General features: G+C 61.4%; 19 protein-coding genes, 1 tRNA gene and 1 pseudogene. 7 read left to right on the top strand and 14 right to left on the bottom strand.

Annotation, left to right across the window (positions count from 1 at the left end; all coding sequences use genetic code 11):
* The first annotated feature begins 158 nt into the window (after window positions 1-158).
* Window positions 159-235: transfer RNA gene (locus AC1RLZ_RS12475), tRNA-Arg, on the top strand.
* A 279-nt stretch (window positions 236-514) separates the two neighbouring features.
* On the opposite strand, the gene AC1RLZ_RS12470 is transcribed toward AC1RLZ_RS12475, so the two are convergent.
* Entirely contained in the window at window positions 515-949 is a 435-nt protein-coding gene (locus tag AC1RLZ_RS12470) for an RrF2 family transcriptional regulator (protein WP_493188873.1), read from the bottom strand.
* 172 nt (window positions 950-1,121) lie between these two features.
* On the opposite strand from AC1RLZ_RS12470, the gene AC1RLZ_RS12465 reads away from it, so the two are divergent.
* Window positions 1,122-2,093 carry an alpha/beta fold hydrolase gene (locus AC1RLZ_RS12465; RefSeq protein ID WP_493188872.1) on the top strand — a complete coding sequence of 324 codons (972 nt, stop codon included), beginning with the start codon at window positions 1,122-1,124 and terminating at the stop codon, window positions 2,091-2,093.
* Here the strand turns inward: AC1RLZ_RS12465 and AC1RLZ_RS12460 are convergent.
* From AC1RLZ_RS12460 to AC1RLZ_RS12440, 5 genes and pseudogenes are all read right to left on the bottom strand, one after another.
* A pseudogene (locus AC1RLZ_RS12460) lies at window positions 2,090-2,236 on the bottom strand (transposase domain-containing protein); the annotation flags it as partial. The gene AC1RLZ_RS12465 and the pseudogene AC1RLZ_RS12460 overlap by 4 nt on opposite strands.
* Before the next feature lie 179 nt (window positions 2,237-2,415).
* On the bottom strand, window positions 2,416-3,030 hold the full coding sequence (locus AC1RLZ_RS12455; RefSeq protein ID WP_493188871.1) for an Isoquinoline 1-oxidoreductase subunit: 615 nt from the start codon (window positions 3,028-3,030) through the stop codon (window positions 2,416-2,418).
* Window positions 3,027-3,557 (bottom strand): (2Fe-2S)-binding protein, encoded by a 531-nt coding sequence (locus AC1RLZ_RS12450; RefSeq protein ID WP_371421419.1) that lies wholly within the window; start codon window positions 3,555-3,557, stop codon window positions 3,027-3,029. Before AC1RLZ_RS12450 ends, AC1RLZ_RS12455 begins: the two co-directional genes overlap by 4 nt.
* Complete coding sequence (locus AC1RLZ_RS12445) at window positions 3,554-6,328, bottom strand: xanthine dehydrogenase family protein molybdopterin-binding subunit (RefSeq protein ID WP_493188870.1); 2,775 nt, start codon at window positions 6,326-6,328, stop codon at window positions 3,554-3,556. Before AC1RLZ_RS12445 ends, AC1RLZ_RS12450 begins: the two co-directional genes overlap by 4 nt.
* 42 nt (window positions 6,329-6,370) lie before the next feature.
* Entirely contained in the window at window positions 6,371-7,459 is a 1,089-nt protein-coding gene (locus tag AC1RLZ_RS12440; RefSeq protein ID WP_493188869.1) for a hypothetical protein, read from the bottom strand.
* 384 nt (window positions 7,460-7,843) lie between these two features.
* Here AC1RLZ_RS12440 and AC1RLZ_RS12435 point away from each other — a divergent pair, with 384 nt between their 5' ends.
* On the top strand, window positions 7,844-8,272 hold the full coding sequence (locus AC1RLZ_RS12435) for a DUF1801 domain-containing protein (protein ID WP_493188868.1): 429 nt from the start codon (window positions 7,844-7,846) through the stop codon (window positions 8,270-8,272).
* A gap of 6 nt (window positions 8,273-8,278) precedes the next feature.
* Here AC1RLZ_RS12435 and AC1RLZ_RS12430 read toward each other — a convergent pair whose 3' ends face one another.
* Window positions 8,279-8,422: a hypothetical protein gene (locus AC1RLZ_RS12430; protein ID WP_493188867.1), complete on the bottom strand. Its 144-nt coding sequence runs from the start codon at window positions 8,420-8,422 to the stop codon at window positions 8,279-8,281.
* Window positions 8,423-8,540: 118 nt separating this feature from the next.
* On the opposite strand from AC1RLZ_RS12430, the gene AC1RLZ_RS12425 reads away from it, so the two are divergent.
* Window positions 8,541-9,416 (top strand): FkbM family methyltransferase, encoded by an 876-nt coding sequence (locus AC1RLZ_RS12425; RefSeq protein ID WP_493188866.1) that lies wholly within the window; start codon window positions 8,541-8,543, stop codon window positions 9,414-9,416.
* A gap of 106 nt (window positions 9,417-9,522) precedes the next feature.
* Entirely contained in the window at window positions 9,523-10,494 is a 972-nt protein-coding gene (locus AC1RLZ_RS12420) for a TRAP transporter substrate-binding protein (RefSeq protein WP_493188865.1), read from the top strand.
* A 16-nt stretch (window positions 10,495-10,510) separates the two neighbouring features.
* Here the strand turns inward: AC1RLZ_RS12420 and AC1RLZ_RS12415 are convergent, their stop codons facing one another.
* Both AC1RLZ_RS12415 and AC1RLZ_RS12410 read right to left on the bottom strand, forming a co-directional pair.
* Window positions 10,511-11,011 (bottom strand): FKBP-type peptidyl-prolyl cis-trans isomerase, encoded by a 501-nt coding sequence (locus tag AC1RLZ_RS12415; protein WP_493188864.1) that lies wholly within the window; start codon window positions 11,009-11,011, stop codon window positions 10,511-10,513.
* Between the two features lie 137 nt (window positions 11,012-11,148).
* Window positions 11,149-11,328: a hypothetical protein gene (locus AC1RLZ_RS12410; protein WP_493188863.1), complete on the bottom strand. Its 180-nt coding sequence runs from the start codon at window positions 11,326-11,328 to the stop codon at window positions 11,149-11,151.
* A 486-nt stretch (window positions 11,329-11,814) separates the two neighbouring features.
* On the opposite strand from AC1RLZ_RS12410, the gene AC1RLZ_RS12405 reads away from it, so the two are divergent.
* The gene (locus AC1RLZ_RS12405) at window positions 11,815-12,159 is read left to right on the top strand and encodes a DUF6481 family protein (RefSeq protein ID WP_493188862.1); all 345 of its coding nucleotides are present in this window, start codon (window positions 11,815-11,817) and stop codon (window positions 12,157-12,159) included.
* A gap of 57 nt (window positions 12,160-12,216) precedes the next feature.
* On the opposite strand, the gene AC1RLZ_RS12400 is transcribed toward AC1RLZ_RS12405, so the two are convergent.
* Together AC1RLZ_RS12400 and AC1RLZ_RS12395 are read right to left on the bottom strand one after the other, a co-directional pair.
* A complete protein-coding gene (locus AC1RLZ_RS12400; protein ID WP_371421410.1) occupies window positions 12,217-12,705 on the bottom strand; it encodes a cupin domain-containing protein in 489 nt (162 codons plus the stop codon).
* A gap of 122 nt (window positions 12,706-12,827) precedes the next feature.
* Window positions 12,828-13,070 (bottom strand): pentapeptide MXKDX repeat protein, encoded by a 243-nt coding sequence (locus AC1RLZ_RS12395; RefSeq protein ID WP_493188861.1) that lies wholly within the window; start codon window positions 13,068-13,070, stop codon window positions 12,828-12,830.
* A gap of 252 nt (window positions 13,071-13,322) precedes the next feature.
* Between AC1RLZ_RS12395 and dctP the strand changes: the two genes are divergently transcribed.
* The gene (dctP, locus tag AC1RLZ_RS12390) at window positions 13,323-14,345 is read left to right on the top strand and encodes a TRAP transporter substrate-binding protein DctP (protein ID WP_493188860.1); all 1,023 of its coding nucleotides are present in this window, start codon (window positions 13,323-13,325) and stop codon (window positions 14,343-14,345) included.
* Window positions 14,346-14,372: 27 nt separating this feature from the next.
* Here the strand turns inward: dctP and AC1RLZ_RS12385 are convergent, their stop codons facing one another.
* From AC1RLZ_RS12385 to AC1RLZ_RS12375, 3 genes are read right to left on the bottom strand one after another with little or no spacing between them, the layout of a single operon-like run.
* Complete coding sequence (locus AC1RLZ_RS12385; RefSeq protein WP_493188859.1) at window positions 14,373-15,269, bottom strand: hydroxymethylglutaryl-CoA lyase; 897 nt, start codon at window positions 15,267-15,269, stop codon at window positions 14,373-14,375.
* A gap of 33 nt (window positions 15,270-15,302) precedes the next feature.
* Complete coding sequence (locus AC1RLZ_RS12380; RefSeq protein WP_493188858.1) at window positions 15,303-17,315, bottom strand: acetyl/propionyl/methylcrotonyl-CoA carboxylase subunit alpha; 2,013 nt, start codon at window positions 17,313-17,315, stop codon at window positions 15,303-15,305.
* 2 nt (window positions 17,316-17,317) lie between these two features.
* Window positions 17,318-18,922 (bottom strand): carboxyl transferase domain-containing protein, encoded by a 1,605-nt coding sequence (locus tag AC1RLZ_RS12375; RefSeq protein ID WP_371421405.1) that lies wholly within the window; start codon window positions 18,920-18,922, stop codon window positions 17,318-17,320.
* Between the last annotated feature and the right edge of the window lie 126 nt (window positions 18,923-19,048).

Raw genomic sequence — 19,048 nt, 5'->3', positions numbered from 1 at the left:
TTTCTGGCTGAAATCGCGGGTTCACCGCTCAATCAGCAAGAGAAAGGCCAGACCAAGGGCCGGCGCGGACGCCAATCAGGGCCTTGAAAGCACCACGCGAATCCCGCCATTTCGGCCGGTCTGTCCAAGCCAAACCGACGATGATATGACGACGCATCGGTCCCATAGCTCAACTGGATAGAGTAACGGATTTCTACTCCGTGGGTTGCAGGTTCGAATCCTGCTGGGATCGCCACTTCATTTCCCGACTCCAATACTTTCAATAACTTGCAATGGGTCTTTGCAGGTTTGGCGTTTGTGATCGCGCTGATCATATCGGATCATGGATTGGACAGATCGCGACGAATTTTTCAAAGCTGCTGCAACCTTCTTCGGCGCCGCGCCGACTTCTCCTATGAAGATTTGAGTTCGGCCGTTGAAGACTTGGTATCCGGCAGGCTGGCAGAGAACGCCAGCTCGCGGCGCTGGCTGAAATTTAGGTGGCATAAACAGGGACCAGCTCCCCGGCACTTCGTTAGTTCCGCCTCCCGGACGCCTTATGTTTGGCGTCTTTTGCTATCTGCGCGAGTGTGGTGGCAGCGTACTTCGCAATGAGCTGGGTCTCTGCAGCAGCATGCGCCTTTTCCAGCACAGAATTGGACGCACGCTCGACTGGGCAAGTCGGGTGATCTCGCGAGATGGGCGCAGCGAGGATAGGTCCTTCGGTTAGAGCGCGCTGGACGTCAAGCACCGTCACCTGGTCGAGCGACCGGGTCAGTTTCCAACCGCCTCCTCGGCCGCCTTCGGATTCAACGATCCCATGTTCACGCAGTGCCCCGAGCGTGCGGCGCACAACAACGGGATTTGTGTTGAGCATCTGCGCAATTCGTTCTGACGTTTCCCTGCCACCGAGTAGTCCCATGTGAACCAACACATGCAGCATTCTAGCAAGCCGACCATCGGTCTTCATCGCGCCCCTTCCGTAACAATATCGGTTACGATATCTTGACATCCAACCTATAACGTAACATATGTTGTTACGCTAGAGAAGGAGCGCACATGCGACGCCTCCAGTTTTTGAGTTTTCGCCGTTCGTGATCGCCTTTCCATCAATTGCGCTGCCAACCAATCAAGAGGCGTCCATGAAAGAGACAATTATTCAGACCCGAACGATCAACATGAGCATCCTCGATGCCGGTCAAGGCCCGTTAGTTCTGTTTTGCCACGGTTTCCCTGAGACCAAATACGCATGGCGACACCAGATCAATGCACTTGCACAGGCTGGTTACCGCGCCGTTGCGCCGGATATGAGAGGTTATGGCAGTACCGACGCGCCAAAGCACCTGGATCAATACACGGTCTTTCACGCCGTTGGCGACTTGGTGGCACTCCTCGATGCGCTTGGTGAGCAACAGGCTGTCGTCGTCGGCCACGATTGGGGTGCGACAATTGCATGGCAAGCCGCGCTGCTGCGACCCGATCGGTTCCGTGCTGTCGTCGCACTCAGCGTGCCGATGATGGGACAGCCACCCGTGTCACCCTCGAAGATTTTCCCGCAGACCGAAGAAGCGCTCTTCTACACGCTGTATTTTCAAGAACCGAAGCTCGCCGAGGAGGAGTTTAGCCGCGACGTGAGCTTGACTCTTCGCAAGCTCATTTTCGCGGCAAGTGGGGACGCGGGTCGGCGCAAGCCGGGCGATGGGACACCCAATCCATTCGGAATGGTTGTGAGGAGCACCGGGTTGCTGGCAAACCTCCCGACTCCCGCCAGACTACCGGAATGGCTGCCCAGCCGAGAATTCGACCAACTGGTCAGAGCCTTCGAGTCGTCAGGCTTCACCGGAGGATTGAACTACTATCGCAATCTTGATCGCAATTGGGGACTGCTGCAAGGCTGCGTCGGCCAACTGGTCAGGGTGCCCGCACTTTTCATGATCGGCGAGCGCGATACTGGCTTCAGCATACCCGGTATGGATCAGATCGTCGCAGCAATGCCGAACCTGGTTTCCGACCTGCGCGGCTCCTACGTTCTTCAAGACGCGGGCCATTGGCTTCAGCAAGAGCGACCGACCGAAGTATCAGAGTTGACGATCAAGTTCTTGAGGGAGCTTTAGACGTCTCGGTTTGCATCTCTTCTGGCCGAAGCCGGACGAACCGACCGGTTGACTACGGCAGTGAGCGCGGTGGTCAGCCAAGTCTGCGGATCTACGGAGTTGAGCTTGCAGGTTTCGATCAGCGAGGCGATGGTCGCCCAGTTAAACTGCTTTGACAGTCGGCGGCTCCGGCGCGGGTGTCTCTAAAACCATGACAGCGAATTCGATTGCGCCCTCCGGCTCAGGCAAAACCAGCTTGCCCTACCGTTTGGTTTTCAAAGTCATGAGCCGCGGCGAATCCTGCTGGAATCGCCATCCCGTCTAATGAAATGGCGTCGTGGCATTAGCCCGGACAGGCTGCGCCGGTCTTTGCCCAGGCTTCCATGAGGGCGCCCGCCTCAGCCTGTGTGCCCGGCGCAGGCGCGCGCCCGTAGCCCGGCGCCCAGGCCCAGCCGACCAGCGTATCCTTGCCGATGTGGTCGATGAGATCCTCGACCTTGCGGCCGCCATTGCGCGCGGGGTCTTTGATCTGCGCGCAGATCTCGGCAACGGTTTTGCCTTCCCATGCCATCTCGCGCGGCGCGAGGTGCCATTCGTGATGACCGGGGATGCGGCCCGGTTCGAAATTGGCGTCCTTGTGACAGGAGTTGCAGCGCATCGCTGCAGTGCCGTGGCCATCGGACCCACGCGTCACCGGCGGCTGATGCAATCGCCGCGCATCGCTTTGCCGTGGCACGTCGCCGGCGGGATGGCAGTTCACGCAGCGCGGATGGGTCAGCACCTTGCCGAGTTCGGTGAAGATCGCCGCCGAGCGCGTATTGGTATCGGCGATGCCATCGAAACTCTCGGGGCTCGCCAGCCCTTTCGATGCGCCCTGCCCGGCGGCATAGGCCGTGAGCATGCTCATCCCAAGCGTCGCGACGACAACCAGCGTTTTGACGCGTGTCTCGGCTCTCATCCGCGCGGCTCCTGAATGAGATAGCGCTTCGCGTCGCTGAGGATCACGTCGAGCACAGCCTCATGATATTTGACGTAGCCGGTGCACCGACACAAATGACCGTCGAGCGCCTCGGCGATCCGTTCTTCGAGGCCGGCGCGCGGCACCGGCGTCCTGGCCAGTTGCTCGAGCAGCACCTGCCCTTCATTGAGAAAGCCGGCGGTACAGTAGCCGCACTGGAACGCGAAATGCCTGATGAAGGCCTTCTGCAACGGCGACAGTTCGCCGTTCTTCGCATGGCCCTCGACCGTGCGAATGGATTTTCCGTGGAAGCTCGCCGCGGACACAACGCAAGTCGGGCTGGTATGACTGGTGCCGTCGGGCTCATCGACGATCACGGCACAGCTCAGACACTGCGCGGCACCGCAGCCGAACTTGGTGCCGGTCATGCCCAGATATTCGCGCAGGAAGTCGTTCATGGAGAGATCGTCGCGCACTTCGGTGGGCGCATGGACCTGTCCGTTGATGGTGATGCCCAGTGTCGTCACGCGAGCGCTCCCTTGAGCATGGCCTGTGTCACCGGCAGCGCTGCGAAGCGATGGCCGGTGGCGTCATGGATGGCGTTGAGCAATGCCGGCACAATGGGGATCATCACCACCTCGGCCATGCCCTTCGGCAATTCGTCCGGCGTCAGCGGCGGCATCAGCTCGATCTCGACATCGCGCAGTGACAGGTCGGATCCTCGCGCCACCAGATACTGGCCGAGATTCCATTGCCCGTTGCCCGGCCCGCCTTCGAATGGCGGCAACGTCTCCAGCAGCGCATAGCCGACGCCCATGGCGAAGCCACCTTGCGCCTGGCCGAGCACAACCTCCGGCACCAGCGCCTGCCCGCATTCGAACACGGTATAGGCTTTGGCGATGCGCAGCGCGCCGGTCGCCTTCTCGATCTCGACCCGCACGGTCGCGCCGCATGCCGATGTATAGGCCGTGCCCATCCGGTTGTTGTCGGTCGGCGGGAACAGCACGCTGGTGCGATTGATGCGCGTGAACTCGCCGGCGCGGCGCCGCACAGCGAGTCCGTCGATCTCGGCGCGATACTGCTCGCCATTAATGGGGAAACGTGCGCGTGCCCACGCCCAGCGCGAGAACCCGTGCGCCACGGCACCGGTGACGAGATTGCGCGCATGGGCAGTCGCGGCGAGTTTCGCGAGCGGCAGCGACGGCAGGCCGGCCATGGTCAACTGGCCGTCCTTCCACTGCGCCTTGGCAAAATCCCTGACGCGCGGATCGCGCGGTCCGATGTTCCAGAGCGACAGCGCAGCTGGCCACAGACCGAAGCGGAAGATCACCCGCGCGGCTTCCGCCGCCGCATGGGTTCCGACATGGGCGCCGATCGAGGCCGAGGTGGCCGAACTGATCGCCGGCACCCAGCGCGGATCCTTCTCGGCCTTGTCCTGAGTCTTCTGATCCATGGTGTAGCAGTCGCCGGAGGTCACCAGCTCCATCGCGTCGAACACGCCGACCTGCGACACTGCCACCTCATCGGCGATGCCGCCGAGATGCAATGCGACGCGATTGGCGAGCGCCGTGCCGATGCCGTTGCCCATCTCCACATGGTCGCAGAAGATCGTGATCCTGCCATCGGGACCGAGTTCGACGCGGCCGTTCGAGCAGTCTCCGCCGGTGCCGTAATCCTTGGTCACGCAGGCCACGCCCGTGCCGACCAGCACGCCGCTCGCGGCACGCGCCTTCTCCGCCGCACGCCCTTGCCAGACCGGATGCTGTTCGAGCTTGTTCAGAACCTCCGCGGTGCGCACCGAGACGATGTAGGGATTGCCGGTCATGGTGCGGCCATCCTGCTTCAGGGCATTGCGCCGCCGGAAGTCGATGGGATCGAGTTTCAGCGCAAGCGCCGCCTCGTCGATCAGAACTTCCAGCGCAGTCATGGTCTGCAGCGAGCCGTAGCCGCGCATCGAGCCTGCGGTTACGCCGCGGGTATGCTGCGCCACAGTGGTGACATCGACCTTGGGTACGTCATAGATGCCGATCGCGGCCGTTGCGGCACAGGTGGCGACATTGGCCGAGAAATTGGCGAGGCCGCCGCCATCGAGCACGTGATCGGCGGCAAAGGCCGTGATCTTGCCGGAGGCGCGATCGACGGACATGCGCGAGCGCATCTTGATGGCGTGGCGCTTGATGCCGCCCTGGAACTGCTGATAGCGATCATGGGCGAGCCGCACCGGACGGTCCGGGAAGAACATCGCCGCCAGCGTCACATACAGAATGAATGGCGTGTGGTCGCGGCCGCCGAAGCCGCCGCCCACATAAGCGAAATGCGCGTTGATCGCGGTCGGCTTGAACGGCGCTTTCGCCTCGGCGAGCAAGAAGGCGACGGTTTCCGCAGCCTCATAGGGCGACTGCACACCGAGTACCAGTTCAAGCGCCTTGGTCTTCCCGCTATACCAGCCGAGCCCGCATTCCGGCTCCAGGAACATCGGATCGACGGACTGCGTATCGAAAGTGCGATCCAGCACCAGAGCCGAAGACTCGCTGGCGGCGATCTCGGCACGGATCTGGTCGCCATAGACCGCAGCCTTCTCGTAACCGGCCTCGTTCTTGTGCGCGGTCGAGGACCATACCGGCAGCGCCGATGCCTGGGTACGGCCGGGCGTCACCCAGCCGGCAAGGACCGGCGAATAGAGATCGGGCGCATCGGGCGTGGCGCCGGCGACACGGGTGAAACGATACGCCGCATAGTTCGGCATCTCGATCGGGCCGGTTTCCTCGCCGAACTGCACGAAGGTGCCGTCGCGCAAGGCGATCCGCGCGCGGTCATAGGCGTCGAATGTCTCGAAAATCAGAAGAGCAACGGGCTGTCCCATATAGAGCGGCGTTTTGCCGACGGGACAGAACAGATCGCCCTCATAGTAGGCTGGCACGCGGGCGTTGATCCTGGCGAGATCCGCTGCGGTGACGATCACCGTAGGTTTCAGTGCGCCGTTCAGCCGCGCGAGATCCATGCCGAGATAGACATGCATGGCATCCGGCGCCCGCACCAGGATGGCGTGCGAGGTTTTCTCGGGCCAGCCCGGCAGGTCATTCGCCCGAAAATCCGATGCATAAAGTTTCGAACCGGTGACCTTGGCGACGCCATCGACGCGACCTGCGCCCCCGACAGCGGGATTCAACTTGCCCCGTCCCGGCAATGTCTCGCGTACCGGAAACGCCACCTGCTCGGCTGCAGCAAGGCGCGACAGGCTGAGCGTGATACCGCCCGCCGACACCCACTTCATGAACTCGCGCCGCGAGATTCCCATGCCTTCACCCATGATCGACAGTTGCTTGCGGTGCGGCGAAGTCTATTTGAGATCGGCGATGGTGGCCGGCCCCGGTCCAGTCGTGATCAGTGTCGGCCACTGGTTGGAGCCGAACGGCACCACGGGCGGCAGGAACGGCGTCATGCCGCGCTTGGCGCTCTCGGCGATGATGGCAGCGCGCGCGTCGCCCCCCATCAATTCGTAGTCCATCAGGTGATAGTTGCCGAAGAACAGCGAACCCACCGAGCGATCCGCGATGATGCGCGTCAGCGACTCCAGCATGTCGGCCTGCGTGGTGGTGAACGACACGGTCTCGATCAGCAGCAGGCGATCATTGATGGCCTCCGGCGGGAAGAACTGCGCCAGTACGCTGAACAGCACGTTGTTCTGCCGTGCCACATAGATCGTGTTGCTGGCGGCATAGGCCTTGTCCCAATCGGGACCCAGCATCTTCTTCCAGTCGCCCAGCACCGTCATCCAGTGATTGACCTGGGTCTGCGCGGCCCAGGCGACGTTCTTGGCCAGATAGGGTGCCTGCTTCTTGCCGAATGTCTCCAGCGTATCGAAGGGAATGACGCCCTTGGCAATGCACTCGTCCATGAAAGCCAGGTTGTTCTGCAAAATGATGCGATTGTTGTCGCGCCAGTCGGCCTGCATTGGCGTGAGGTCGAGACCATCCAGCGCCGACTGCATCCGGCTGCGATAGGCCCTCATCGAACCGAGCCAGGACTTGTTGTCAGGATTGTTCACATACGGACCGACCACTTCGGCCAGCGCCATGGTGCTGTGCCCGACCGACTTGAGCAGCTGATAGACCATTGGCACCGAGGGCGCATCGAGCGGCGGTTTGCCCGGCTGATACAACGTGAACTTGCCGCCTGCGCCCGAAAACAGGCCGAGGATCACGGGATGCTTGGCGAGGATGTTGGTGCGGAACACCTTCCCTGCCTCACCATAGAGCTCGAACATGCCGGTATTGAGCGCGAGCATGTCCCTGGTAGCTGTCTCGGCCGGTGTCGTGGTGGTCAGTCCGGAGATGGGCGCCATGTAGGATGGCAGGCTCTGGGCCTGAACGGCGCCGATGCCCCCCAACAGGGCAGCTGCAAGAGTGACAGCGTGGCGATACGTCATATCCGGACTCCCCCGAGTCATGTAGGCGAATGCTCCTGTCACGACTAACGCGGCACTTCTTAAAAATCTGCTTTTGCCATTCAGCAGAATGGTCGCGACATAGTTGATGAAAACAAACACGCCGTGACGGGCGGAATGCTCTCGAATGCAACTGATCTGGATAAGAAAGACGCTACGAATCACGCAATGCGCTGATGGTTCGAGGCTACACGCAATTTCGTGACACAGGAATTGGTTCGCGATCCGGCATACGCAGCGCCTGGCCATTTTTCGCTCGCCTGCGGTGGAAGGCTGGACGCTCCAAACGGGCGGGTTTATTTTTATGACACGTAGGTAAGCACCACCAACACGACTGCGTGGCGCCAGTCCTCGGAGAGGGAGCGCATGGCAAAAAAGACGTCCATTACATCGACCAAGATCGACGAGGCAGGCTCCCCCTCTCGGCTTATCGACTCGAAGATCAAGGAGCTGGACGACTGGCGCGGCGAGATGCTCGCTCGCCTCCGAAAGATCATCAGGCAGGCTGTCCCGGACGTGGTCGAGGAATGGAAGTGGCGCGGCGTTCCGGTCTGGGAACATGCGGGCATCATCTGCACCGGCGAGACCTACACGGCGGTCGTGAAGATGACCTTTGCGAAGGGCGCGTCGCTCGATGACCCGTCAGGCCTGTTCAACTCCAGCCTCGACGGCAACACCCGGCGGGCCATCGATATTCACGAAGGCGACAAGCTGGATGAAAAGGCGCTGAAGGCGCTCATCCGCGCTGCGGTGACGCTGAACGCCTCGACAAAGAAGAAGCCAAAGAAAGCGTGAGCGTCGTTATTTAGCGACCGGCCACGACAGGTCGTAAGACATCACGTAGATGACGATTGCCGCCAGACACAGAACCACGCCGATCCAGAATGGTGGCGAATGATGGATGGGGCGGCGGCGCTCGGCGTCGTCTCTCTGTTCGTGCTTCATTCCGTCCCCCATTTCCGGCGCAAGTGCCCTGGCTGCCCGACTTGTCGTGCGACGTTCTGACACACAGATCGCGCCCGCCGAAACACGCATTGTCGCACCATTCGCTTGAAAGGTACGCATGCGCGAGGGCACGATTCGACGCAATGATGATGGCTTATCCGCGCTGCTCCAGCCCGCGCGGCTGACCGACGTCGTCGATATCGGCGCCAACCCCATCGATGGCGATCCGCCCTACAAGCCCATGCTGCAACGCGGGCTCTGCCGCGTCACCGGCTTCGATCCGCATCCTCAGGCACTGGCAGAGTTGCAGCAACGCAAGAGCGCGCTGGAAACCTACCTGCCCTATGCCGTCGGCGATGGCAGCAGCCATACGCTGAATATCTGCCGCGGCATCGGCTTTGCCAGCCTGCTGCAGCCTGAGCCGAAAACACTCATGCACTTTCCGAACTTCACAGAGCTCGGACGCGTCGTCGACAGGCTCCCGATCGATACGAGGCGGCTCGACGATATCGCCGAGATCGAGCGCATCGATCTCTTGAAAATCGACATCCAGGGCGGCGAACTGTCGGTGTTCAGGAACGGTCGCAGCAAGCTGGCAAAGGCTGTCGCCATTCAGACCGAGGTCTCCTTCGTGCCGCTCTATGCGAAACAGCCGGTGTTCGGCGACATCGATCTCGAGCTCCGCAGCCTCGGCTTCATTCCGCACATGTTCGCGGCCATCAACAAGAAGATGATCGCGCCCATGATGGGGCCAAATCCTGCTGCCGCCATCAATCAACTCGTCGAGGCTGATGTCGTCTATGTCAGGGATTTCATCCAGGCCGAGGCGATGGACAGCGAACAGCTCAAGCACCTCGCGCTGATCGCACATCATTGCTACGGTTCGTTCGATCTGGCGCTGAACTGCGTGCATCATCTCGCCAGCCGCGGCGCGGTCCCGCCGGATGCCAAAAACCGCTACGTCGCCCTGCTCCAAACAATCACCCCAAAGTAGCCGGCGCCAGACTTTAAACTTCAGGGGTTACGACGTAACATGATCTCCGGGCGCGGGACTGCGCCGTACCGGCACACGCTTTCCAGCCAGAACCACAGGCTATCCAATGCTGTCACGGCGCCGCCTTTTGCTGACCGCGGGACTGGCAATCGCCTGCCCTGCAGTGCTGCGCGCCGAGCCGCTGAAGATGCGCCTCGCCCATAGTCTTCCGACCAGCCATCCTGTTCACCCCGCCATGCAGTACTTTGCCGATGCAGCACGCGAGCGTTCGCAGGGCGAACTCGACATCGCGCTATTTGCAGACGGGCAGCTCGGTCAGGAGGTCGACCTGCTGTCGCAGGTGCAGGCCGGCAAACTGGATTTCCTGAAGGTCAGCGCCAGCGTGCTCGAACGTCTCCATCCTGCTTACAAGGTTCTCAACCTGCCCTTCACGTTCCGCGATCGCGCGCATTGGCTGAAGGTGACGAGCAACGAGATCGGCAGCGACGTTCTGGGCTCGACCACATCGAAGGGCCTCACCGGCCTGACCTTCTACGATGCCGGCGCGCGCAGCTTCTACGGCCGCAAGCCGATCCTCCATCCCGATGATCTGAAGGGCTTGAAAATCCGCATCCAGCCATCGGAGACGATGGCCAAGCTCATGCAGTTGTTCGGCGCCGAGGGCGTCGAACTGTCATGGAGCAATGTCTATGTCGCACTGAAGTCGGGACTGGTCGATGGTGCGGAGAACAGCGTGGCAGCGTTGATCGTCGGCAAGCACGCCGAAGTCGCGACGCATTATTCGTTCGACGAACACACCATGATCCCGGACGTGCTGCTGGTGGGCACCGGCCGGCTCAACAGCATGACGCCAAAGCAGCGGGAGATTATCCGCGAAGCCGCGGCGCTCTCCTATCATCACATGAACGAGTTGTGGACCGCATTCGAGGCGCAAACGCGCCTGCAGGTCGAAGCGATGGGCGTGACATTCGTCAAGCCGGACAAGGCCCCCTTCATCGCGAAGGCAGCGCCCCTCGCCGACATCTATGCCGGCGAGGAAGCATCACGGACGTTGCTGCGCAGGATTGCGCAGGCGTAGGTTCATTGGATCGGGCTTATTTGACGCCGAGCAATTCGACGTCGAAGATCAACGTCGCATTCGGCGGGATCACGCCGCCGGCACCACGCGCGCCATAGCCGAGATCCGGCGGAATGATCAGCGTGCGCTTGCCCCCGACCTTCATGGTGGCGACGCCTTCGTCCCAGCCCTTGATGACACGCGACATGCCGATCGGGAATTCGAACGGCTCGTTGCGATCGACCGACGAGTCGAATTTCTTGCCCTTGACACCGTTCTCATAGAGCCAGCCGGTGTAATGCATTACGCAGGTCTGTCCCTTGGCTGGCGTTGCGCCGGTGCCAACGATGGTGTCTTCGATCTTGAGGCCTGAAGCTGTGGTCATGGTTTTTCCTGCGGCTGGCGCCATGTTCTGCGGCGCTTGTTTTTGAGGCGCTTGCGCCATGGCGGAAGAAAAGGAGACGTCGGACACGGCCACAATCATGGCCGCACTGAGCGCGACGGCCGTGGCTCTGACGGCACGCTGGGATATTCGCATCATGTCTCCTGGATGGTTGGGTCTGCGAGCGGCGCAGTCATGCCCCGTCATCGCACCGCAACGCAAGTCCCGGAAATGCCGAGTCCCGGAGCCGTTTCGGTCGAAGGAAAACGGTAAGGAGAATCGCTAATCCGGTCTTAGCCGGCCTTCGGGCTGCGCCGGGCCAGTTGACCCTTGTAATTCTCAAGCAATCGGGTCGCGAACTCGGTCGCCTCATCGCTCCCCTGGATCGACGGACTGTCGGACATCGGCTCTCCGAGCGAGACCGGATTCCTGAAGGTAAACGAGCGGATAACGCGATCGATGGCTGCTTGCATGGATAACTCCCGATGGCGATAGAAACTCCGCATTTTACAGAAAGTTCCTGATCAGTCAGTCGGAGGGCACCGCAGGTTCAAGGCCGCAGCGCGGCCGCTGCAAAGCCACAACAAGGCCTTTTGGTTACAAATGTTGCTAACCGCTTGCTTCTGCAGCGAATTGTAGCCCCTTGAAAGTCAGCTGCCAAGGTCCCGCCCGCTCGCCAGATACAGCCAGCGAATGAAGTGGTCGCCATGTCGCGACTGCAGTCGGCCAGGATGACCGCGGCATAGACGGCCGTCTTCCGGGCATCCATGTCCGCCTCGCGCAGGCTTCATTGTCCGCAAATCATGCGGAAGATTGCCGTAAATCGCAGATAGTTGATGCGTTGCTGCGCTGTCGGCTGTAAACCGCAGCAGAGTTTCGGCCAATGCCAGAATATTTGCCCGGCGGCCGCCCCCGACAATGACCCACCCCAAACGAAAGAAAGCGACAAGGCCTCGTTCATGAGCGGATTCAAGGAACCCAGCTTCGCAGATCGTCAGAAGGCTGCGATCGAAGCCAGGAAGAATATTCTGAACAAATTCAAGGCAGCGCCGGGCCCCGATGATCCTGCCGTGAAGGCCCGTGCCGCCGAGCGCGAAGCCGCTGCCGTCGCACGCGCGGAAGCCAAGGCCATCCGCGACGCCGAGAAGGCCGTCCAGAAGGCCCGCGAAGCCGAGGAAGCCGCCGCCGCTCTAGCCCAGGCTGCGCGCGAGAAGGAAGAGGCGGCGCTTGCCCAGGCTGCGCTGGAAGCCCAGCAGAAAGCTGCCCGCGACGCCCGCTACGCCGCCCGCAAGAAGCGTAAATAAGCACGAGATCAGCGTGCCATCATCCGATGGCACGCTGTCTGAATTGATTGTCCGGGGTCAGTTCGTTTTGCCGAATTGCGGGTCGTCGGGTTTGACGAAATTGTTGCCGCTCGGGCCATAGCCGGTGATCTGGATCACCGCTCCCTCTTCCCGCGTCCCGTCCCAATGCACCGCACCGGCGGGATGCACCATGTAGCCACCGGTCTTCATCGGGATCGACTTTTCGGGCACGAAGGCCTCGCCCGTGCCAGTGTACCAGGTGCCCGACAATACCACGACGTGGCGATCTTCCGGATGCTTGTGAGGCTTGCTCATGATGCCCGGCGGCCATTTGATCCGCAGCACATAGATGCCCTGCTTTGAGGGATCGCCATAGAGTGTCGCGACTTCGACGCCGACACCGAACGGGTTCTTCCAGACTTCCTCGCCCTGATTGATGCGCACGAAGCCCATCTCATCGGTGGCACTCCATGTCGTTACGCTTGGAAACAGCGTTGCCGCAAGCAGACAAGCCGCCGCAACGACAATGCGTCGCTCTTTCTTCATCATGGCCTCCCCGGCATTTTCTTATGTGCCGAGGCTATGCCGAGTTGTCAGGTCCGGCAACGAGCAATGCAACATGACGAGCCCGCCGCGATGACAGGCCCGTCACTGCTATGATGATGACGTTACTTCTTCATCATTCCATCTTCCTTCTTCATCATGCCGTCTTTCTTCATGCCATCGTCCTTCTTCATGGCGTCGTGAGACATGGCATCTTTCTTCATACCGTCACCCTTCGACATGGTGTCCTTCTTCATGCCGTCATCCTTGCTCATCTTGTCCTGAGCGAAAGCGGCGGGTGCCAGCACGAGGCCGAGCGAGACGACAGCGGCGGACACGCCGAGCGCAAACCTGGTGGAGATGGTCATGATGTTCTTCCTCTGATCCATTTCTGAAGCGCGACGTCTGTCGCTATGAACCAGACGCAGGGAGATCGTGGTTTGTTACGTCGCGTCGAAAAAAGTCTTGATGATGCATTCGATAGCCGTTTCATGCGACGCAACATCACTTGCCCGCCGGTTCGGAATGTATAAACGAAGGGGCGCGGTGACGGAGCAACAGGACGCGGACGCATTATGATGTCCCGCCCGGCACTAGACGAATATTTTCAGGAGTTACGCATGTTGACTCGCCGCCACATTCTTGGCTCGGCCCTCGCTGCACCCGCGATCCTCCGTTATGGTATCGGCACGGCGCAGGCGGCGACCACCCTGAAGATCTCGCATCAGTTTCCGGGGGGCACCGTCGACAGGGGCGACTTCCGCGACCGTCTGGTCCGCACCTTCGCAACTGCCATTGCCAAGCAGAGTGGCGGCGACCTCGTTGCCGAGATCTATCCGAATTCGTCGCTGATCAAGGCGGATGCGCAATTTTCGGCCATGCGCAGAGGGACTCTCGATCTGAGCCTCTATCCGTTGCCCTATGCCGGTGCAGAATTGCCGGAAGCGAATATCGGCCTGATGCCCGGTCTGGTCTCGACCTACGATCAGGGCCTGCGCTGGAAGGGCCTGCCGATCGGTAAGGCGCTCAGCGACATTCTCGCCGACAAGGGGATCGTGTTGCTCACCTGGGTCTGGCAGGCCGGTGGTGTAGCCAGTCGCGCGCGCCCGCTGGTGGCCCCGGAGGACGCCAAGGGTCTCACGGTGCGCGGCGGTTCGCGCGAGATGAACATGATGCTGCAGACCGCGGGCGCAAATGTTCTCTCAATGCCGTCCAACGAAATTTACGCGGCGATGAAGAGCGGTGCCTGCGACGCCGGCATCACCTCGTCGACCAGCCTGATCTCATTCAAGCTGAGCGAAGTCGCCAGGAACCTGACCTCCGGCGCTGGCGCGTCCTACTGGTTCATGCTGGAGCCGCTGATGATGTCCAAGGCGGTGTTCGACAAGTTGCCGAAAGCGCACCAGGATATTCTGGTGTCGGTCGGCGCCGAGATGGAAGCCTTCGGCAAGGCCGGCGCACAGCAGGACGATCTCGAAGTATCCAGGGTTTATGAGAAGGCTGGTGCCAGGGTCAGCGCGCTCGACGCTGCGACCGTCGGCAAGTGGCGCGATATCGCGCGCGATACGGCGTGGAAGGACTACGTCGCCAAGACGCCGCTCACCGCGAACCTCCTCAAGCTCGCGATGGACGTCCCGGCATGACACGTCACGTCATCCGTTTGGCACTTCTCAGCGGTTTTTTGCGTTGAGCGCAGAGGCGACACGGCTGACCGGCGGGCGGCCAATCAGAGCGCTGATAGTGTTGGTCGCAGCCAGCAGCTTGTTCATGTCAACGCCCGTCGCAATCCCCATGCCTTCCAACATGTAGACCACATCTTCGGTGCCGACATTGCCGGTCGCACCAGGCGCATAGGGACAGCCGCCGAGCCCGCCGGCGGCCGTATCGATGACGTTGCAGCCCTCCTCCATCCCGGCATAGAGATTGGCCAGCGCCTGCCCGTAAGTGTCATGGAAGTGCATTGCAAGCTTCGGCATGGGAACCGAGCCTGCAACGGCGCGCAGCATCTGCCGCGCCTTCACCGGCGTCCCGACGCCGATCGTGTCGCCGAGCGAGACTTCATAGCAGCCGAGATCAAACAGCGTCTTCGAGACGTCGACGACCGCCTTTGGCGCGACTTCGCCGTCATAGGGACAGCCGAGCACGCAGGACACGTAGCCGCGCACGCGAATGCCGTCGGCCCTGGCGCGTTCGATCACCGGCTTGAACCGCTCGATGGATTCCGCGACCGAGCAATTGATATTGGCACGTGAAAAGCCCTCGGAGGCCGAGGCGAACACGGCGATGACTTTTGCCCCGACGGCCTTCGCGCCCTCATAGCCCTTCTCGTTGGGCACCAGCACATGGAATTCGCCCGGCAAATCGCGCACGCCGAGAAAGACCTGATCCGAGCCCACCATCTTCGGGATTGCCTTGGGCGACACGAACGAGCCGACCTCGACCGTATGCAAACCGGCCCCAACCAGCGCCTTCACAAAGGCGATGCGGTCCTCGACCGACACCGGCGTCTTTTCATTCTGAAGGCCGTCGCGCGGCCCGACTTCGACGATACGAACCTGATCACTCATGGTTATTTCAATCTCACGCGGCTCTTTGTGCAATCAAGCCGAGGGCTCGACTTCAGCGAGTTCGACGCCTTCTCCAACGATGTCGCCGACCTTGCACTTGATGCGCTTGAGCACGCCGGCGAACGGCGCACGCAATGTCTGCTCCATCTTCATGACTTCCAAGGTCAGAATGGCCGCGCCCTTCTCAAGGATTGCGCCCTCCTCGGCCAGCAGCGCCACCACGGTGCCCGGCAGCGGCGCGACGATCTTGTCCTCGTCGACCTGCTCTTCATCGTCGCCGCCGAACGGATCGACCCAATGGATATCGAAACGGCCATTGCGCGTGCGCAGATAGAGTTCGTGGCCCTCGATCACCGAGACGATGCGTGAGCGCGCCCCATCCAGTGTCAAATCGAAATATCCGTCATCGGCCACGGACGCTTCAAAACCCAACTCGCGATCGCCAATCGAGATCGTTGCCGGTCCGCCGCCGTAGTTCAGCGTTACACGCTGCTCGTCCGAACCATGCTTGAACTTGAACACGCGCTGACGACGCCCGACCGGCATCCAGCCGGCTGTCTGCCAGGGCGACGTCTCGGCAGCCTGGGTGGCCTGCTTCTCGCTCCCGACGATGGCAGCCACAGCCGCGCAAAGTTCGAGCTGGCCCGGCACCGCCGAGTCTGGCGTCAGCACCTTCAATTCACGCTCGATAAAGCCGGTGTCGATGGTGTTGGCACGCACATCCGGATGCGTCACAAGCGCAGACAGGAACGGCGTATTGGTGACGATGCCGCGAATGTCGGTTTCTTCCAGCCCTCGATTGAGCCGGTTGATCGCCGCATCGCGCGTCGGCGCCCATGCAATCACCTTCGCGAGCATGGCGTCGTAATTCGGCGAGACCGCATCGCCTTCGCGATAGCCGGCATCGATGCGCAGCCCGTTTGTCTCTGCCGGCGTGCGCCATGTCCTGATCTTGCCAACCGATGGCATGAAGTTCTTGTGCGGGTTTTCCGCATAGACACGCGCCTCGATAGCGTGGCCGTTTAGCTTGATCTCGCTTTGCGTCAGCGGCAACTTCTCGCCGAACGCCACACGCAACTGCCATTCGACGAGATCGACACCCGTGATCAGTTCGGTGACGGGATGCTCGACCTGCAGGCGCGTGTTCATTTCGATAAAGAACACGTCCTTGCCATCGGAGACGAATTCGATGGTGCCGGCGCCGACATAGTTCACCGCACCAGCCGCCTTGCGGGCGGCGGCACAGACGGCGTCGCGCTGTGCGTCGTTCAACGTGGGCGACGGCGCCTCTTCGATCACCTTCTGATGCCGACGCTGCAGCGTGCATTCGCGCTCAAACAGCGAGACCAGGTTACCGTGGCTATCGCCGACGATCTGCACTTCGATGTGGCGGGGATTGTCGACATACTTTTCGATCAGCATGCGGTCGTCGCCGAATGCTGCTTTGGCTTCGCGCTTGGCGCTGACGATGGCCGGAGCCAGTTCAGCCGCCGAACGAACCACGCGCATGCCACGACCGCCGCCGCCAGCAGAGGCTTTCACGAGCACCGGAAAACCGATCTTGTCGGCCGCTTTGGCCAGCGTCGCGTCATCCTGCGCTTCGCCGTGGAAGCCAGGCACCAGCGGCACACCGGCTTTTTCCATCAGCGCCTTGGAGCCGGACTTCGAGCCCATGGCGGTGATCATGTCCGCGGTGGGGCCGACGAAAATCAGACCGGCATCAGCGCAGGCCTGCGCGAATTCTGCGCTCTCGGAGAGGAAGCCATACCCGGGATGGATCGCCTCGGCGCCGGTCTTTCTGGCCGCTTCGAGGATGCGCGCGATATTGAGATAGCTGTCACGCGCGCGTGCCGGGCCGATCAGCACGGCCTCGTCGGCTTCAGCCACATGCAGTGCATTGGCATCTGCCTCGGAATAAACCGCGACGGTGCGCAGACCCATGGCGCGCGCAGTGCGGATAACGCGGCAAGCGATCTCGCCGCGATTGGCGATGAGGAGCGTACGGAAGCGGCGATACAGGACTTTTGAAATCTCGGCGTTTGCCATCATCACATCCTGAACAGGCCGAAGCGCGTCGGCTCGATCGGCGCATTGGCCGAGGCAGACAATCCAAGTCCGAGTACAAGGCGCGTATCTGCGGGATCGATCACGCCATCATCCCAGAGACGCGCCGTGGCGTAATACGGGCTGCCCTGGGTCTCGAACTGCTGACGGGTCGGCGCGCGAAACGCCTCTTCTTCTTCCGTCGACCAGGTGCCGCCCTTGGCTTCGATATTGTCGCGGCGCAGCTGGCTCAGCACCATCGCCGCCTGCTCGCCGCCCATCACCGAGATGCGGGCATTGGGCCACATCCACAGGAAGCGCGGGCTGTAAGCCCGGCCGCACATGCCGTAATTGCCGGCGCCATAGGAGCCACCGACCACCACGGTGAATTTCGGCACGTTGGCCGTGGCGACCGCCGTCACCAGCTTGGCGCCATCGCGCGCAATGCCACCGGCTTCGTATTTCTTGCCGACCATGAAGCCGGTGATGTTCTGCAGAAACACCAGCGGGATGTTGCGCTGGCAGCAGAGCTCGATGAAATGTGCGCCCTTCAACGAACTCTCGCTGAACAGGATGCCGTTATTGGCGATGATGCCAACGGGAAAGCCCCAGATATGCGCGAAGCCACAAATCAATGTGGTGCCGTAGAGCTTCTTGAACTCGTCGAATTCCGAACCGTCGACAATGCGCGTGATGACATCATGCATGTCGAACGGCTTGCGCGCATCTGCGGGAATGATGCCGTACAGCTCTTCAGCCGCGTATAAAGGATCGCGGGGCGGCTGCATGTTCAGCGCGGCCCGCTGTGGTGGCTTCAGCGTCGCGACAATCTTTCGCGCTATGCCGATCGCATGCGCGTCGTTCTGCGCATAGTGATCGGTGACGCCTGACTGGCGCGAATGGACGTCGGCACCGCCGAGCTCTTCCGCGGTGACCACCTCGCCTGTTGCTGCTTTCACCAACGGCGGACCGCCGAGGAAGATCGTGCCCTGATTGCGCACGATGATGCTCTCGTCCGACATCGCCGGCATATAGGCGCCGCCGGCGGTGCAGGAGCCCATCACCACGGCGATCTGCGGAATGCCCTGCGCCGACATCTGCGCCTGATTGTAGAAGATGCGGCCAAAGTGGCGCTCATCCGGAAAGATGTCGTCCTGCTGCGGCAGGAAGGCGCCGCCGGAATCCACCATGTAGATGCAGGGCAGATTGTTCTGCCGCGCAATATCCTGCGCGCGCAGATGCTTTTTCACCGTCATCGGATAATAGGTGCCGCCCTTGATGGTCGCGTCATTGGCGACAATCATGCACTCCCTGCCCGACACCCGGCCAACGCCGGTGACGACGCTCGCGGAATGGACATCGCCGCCATAGAGGCCGTTTGCGGCCAGCGGCGAGAGTTCGAGGAAGGCCGTACCGGGATCGATCAGGAGATCGACGCGCTCGCGGGCCAGCATCTTGCCGCGGGCGGTGTGCTTGGCACGGGAGGCTTCTCCACCGCCGCCAGCCACGGCGCCGAGCTTGTCCTTGAGCTCGGCGACCTGCGCCTTCATCACATCGACATTGCGCTTGAACTCGGCCGAGGTTGGATCGATCGTTGAGCGAAGCGACATCGGCTTCCGTTTCCTGCAGGGCTGTTTCTTGTTTGCACGGCGGCCCGACAAGAGGCCTGCCATGATGGTGTCATCCCGTCGTGGCGGGGCGCAACCCTAACTTTCGATGCTGTCAGGGCGAGAACT

It is taken from the genome of Tardiphaga sp. GW822-FHT04G09, from assembly GCF_058800725.1.
Note: the sequence above shows the minus strand (reverse complement) of the source record. Positions and strands in the feature narration are given on the sequence as shown.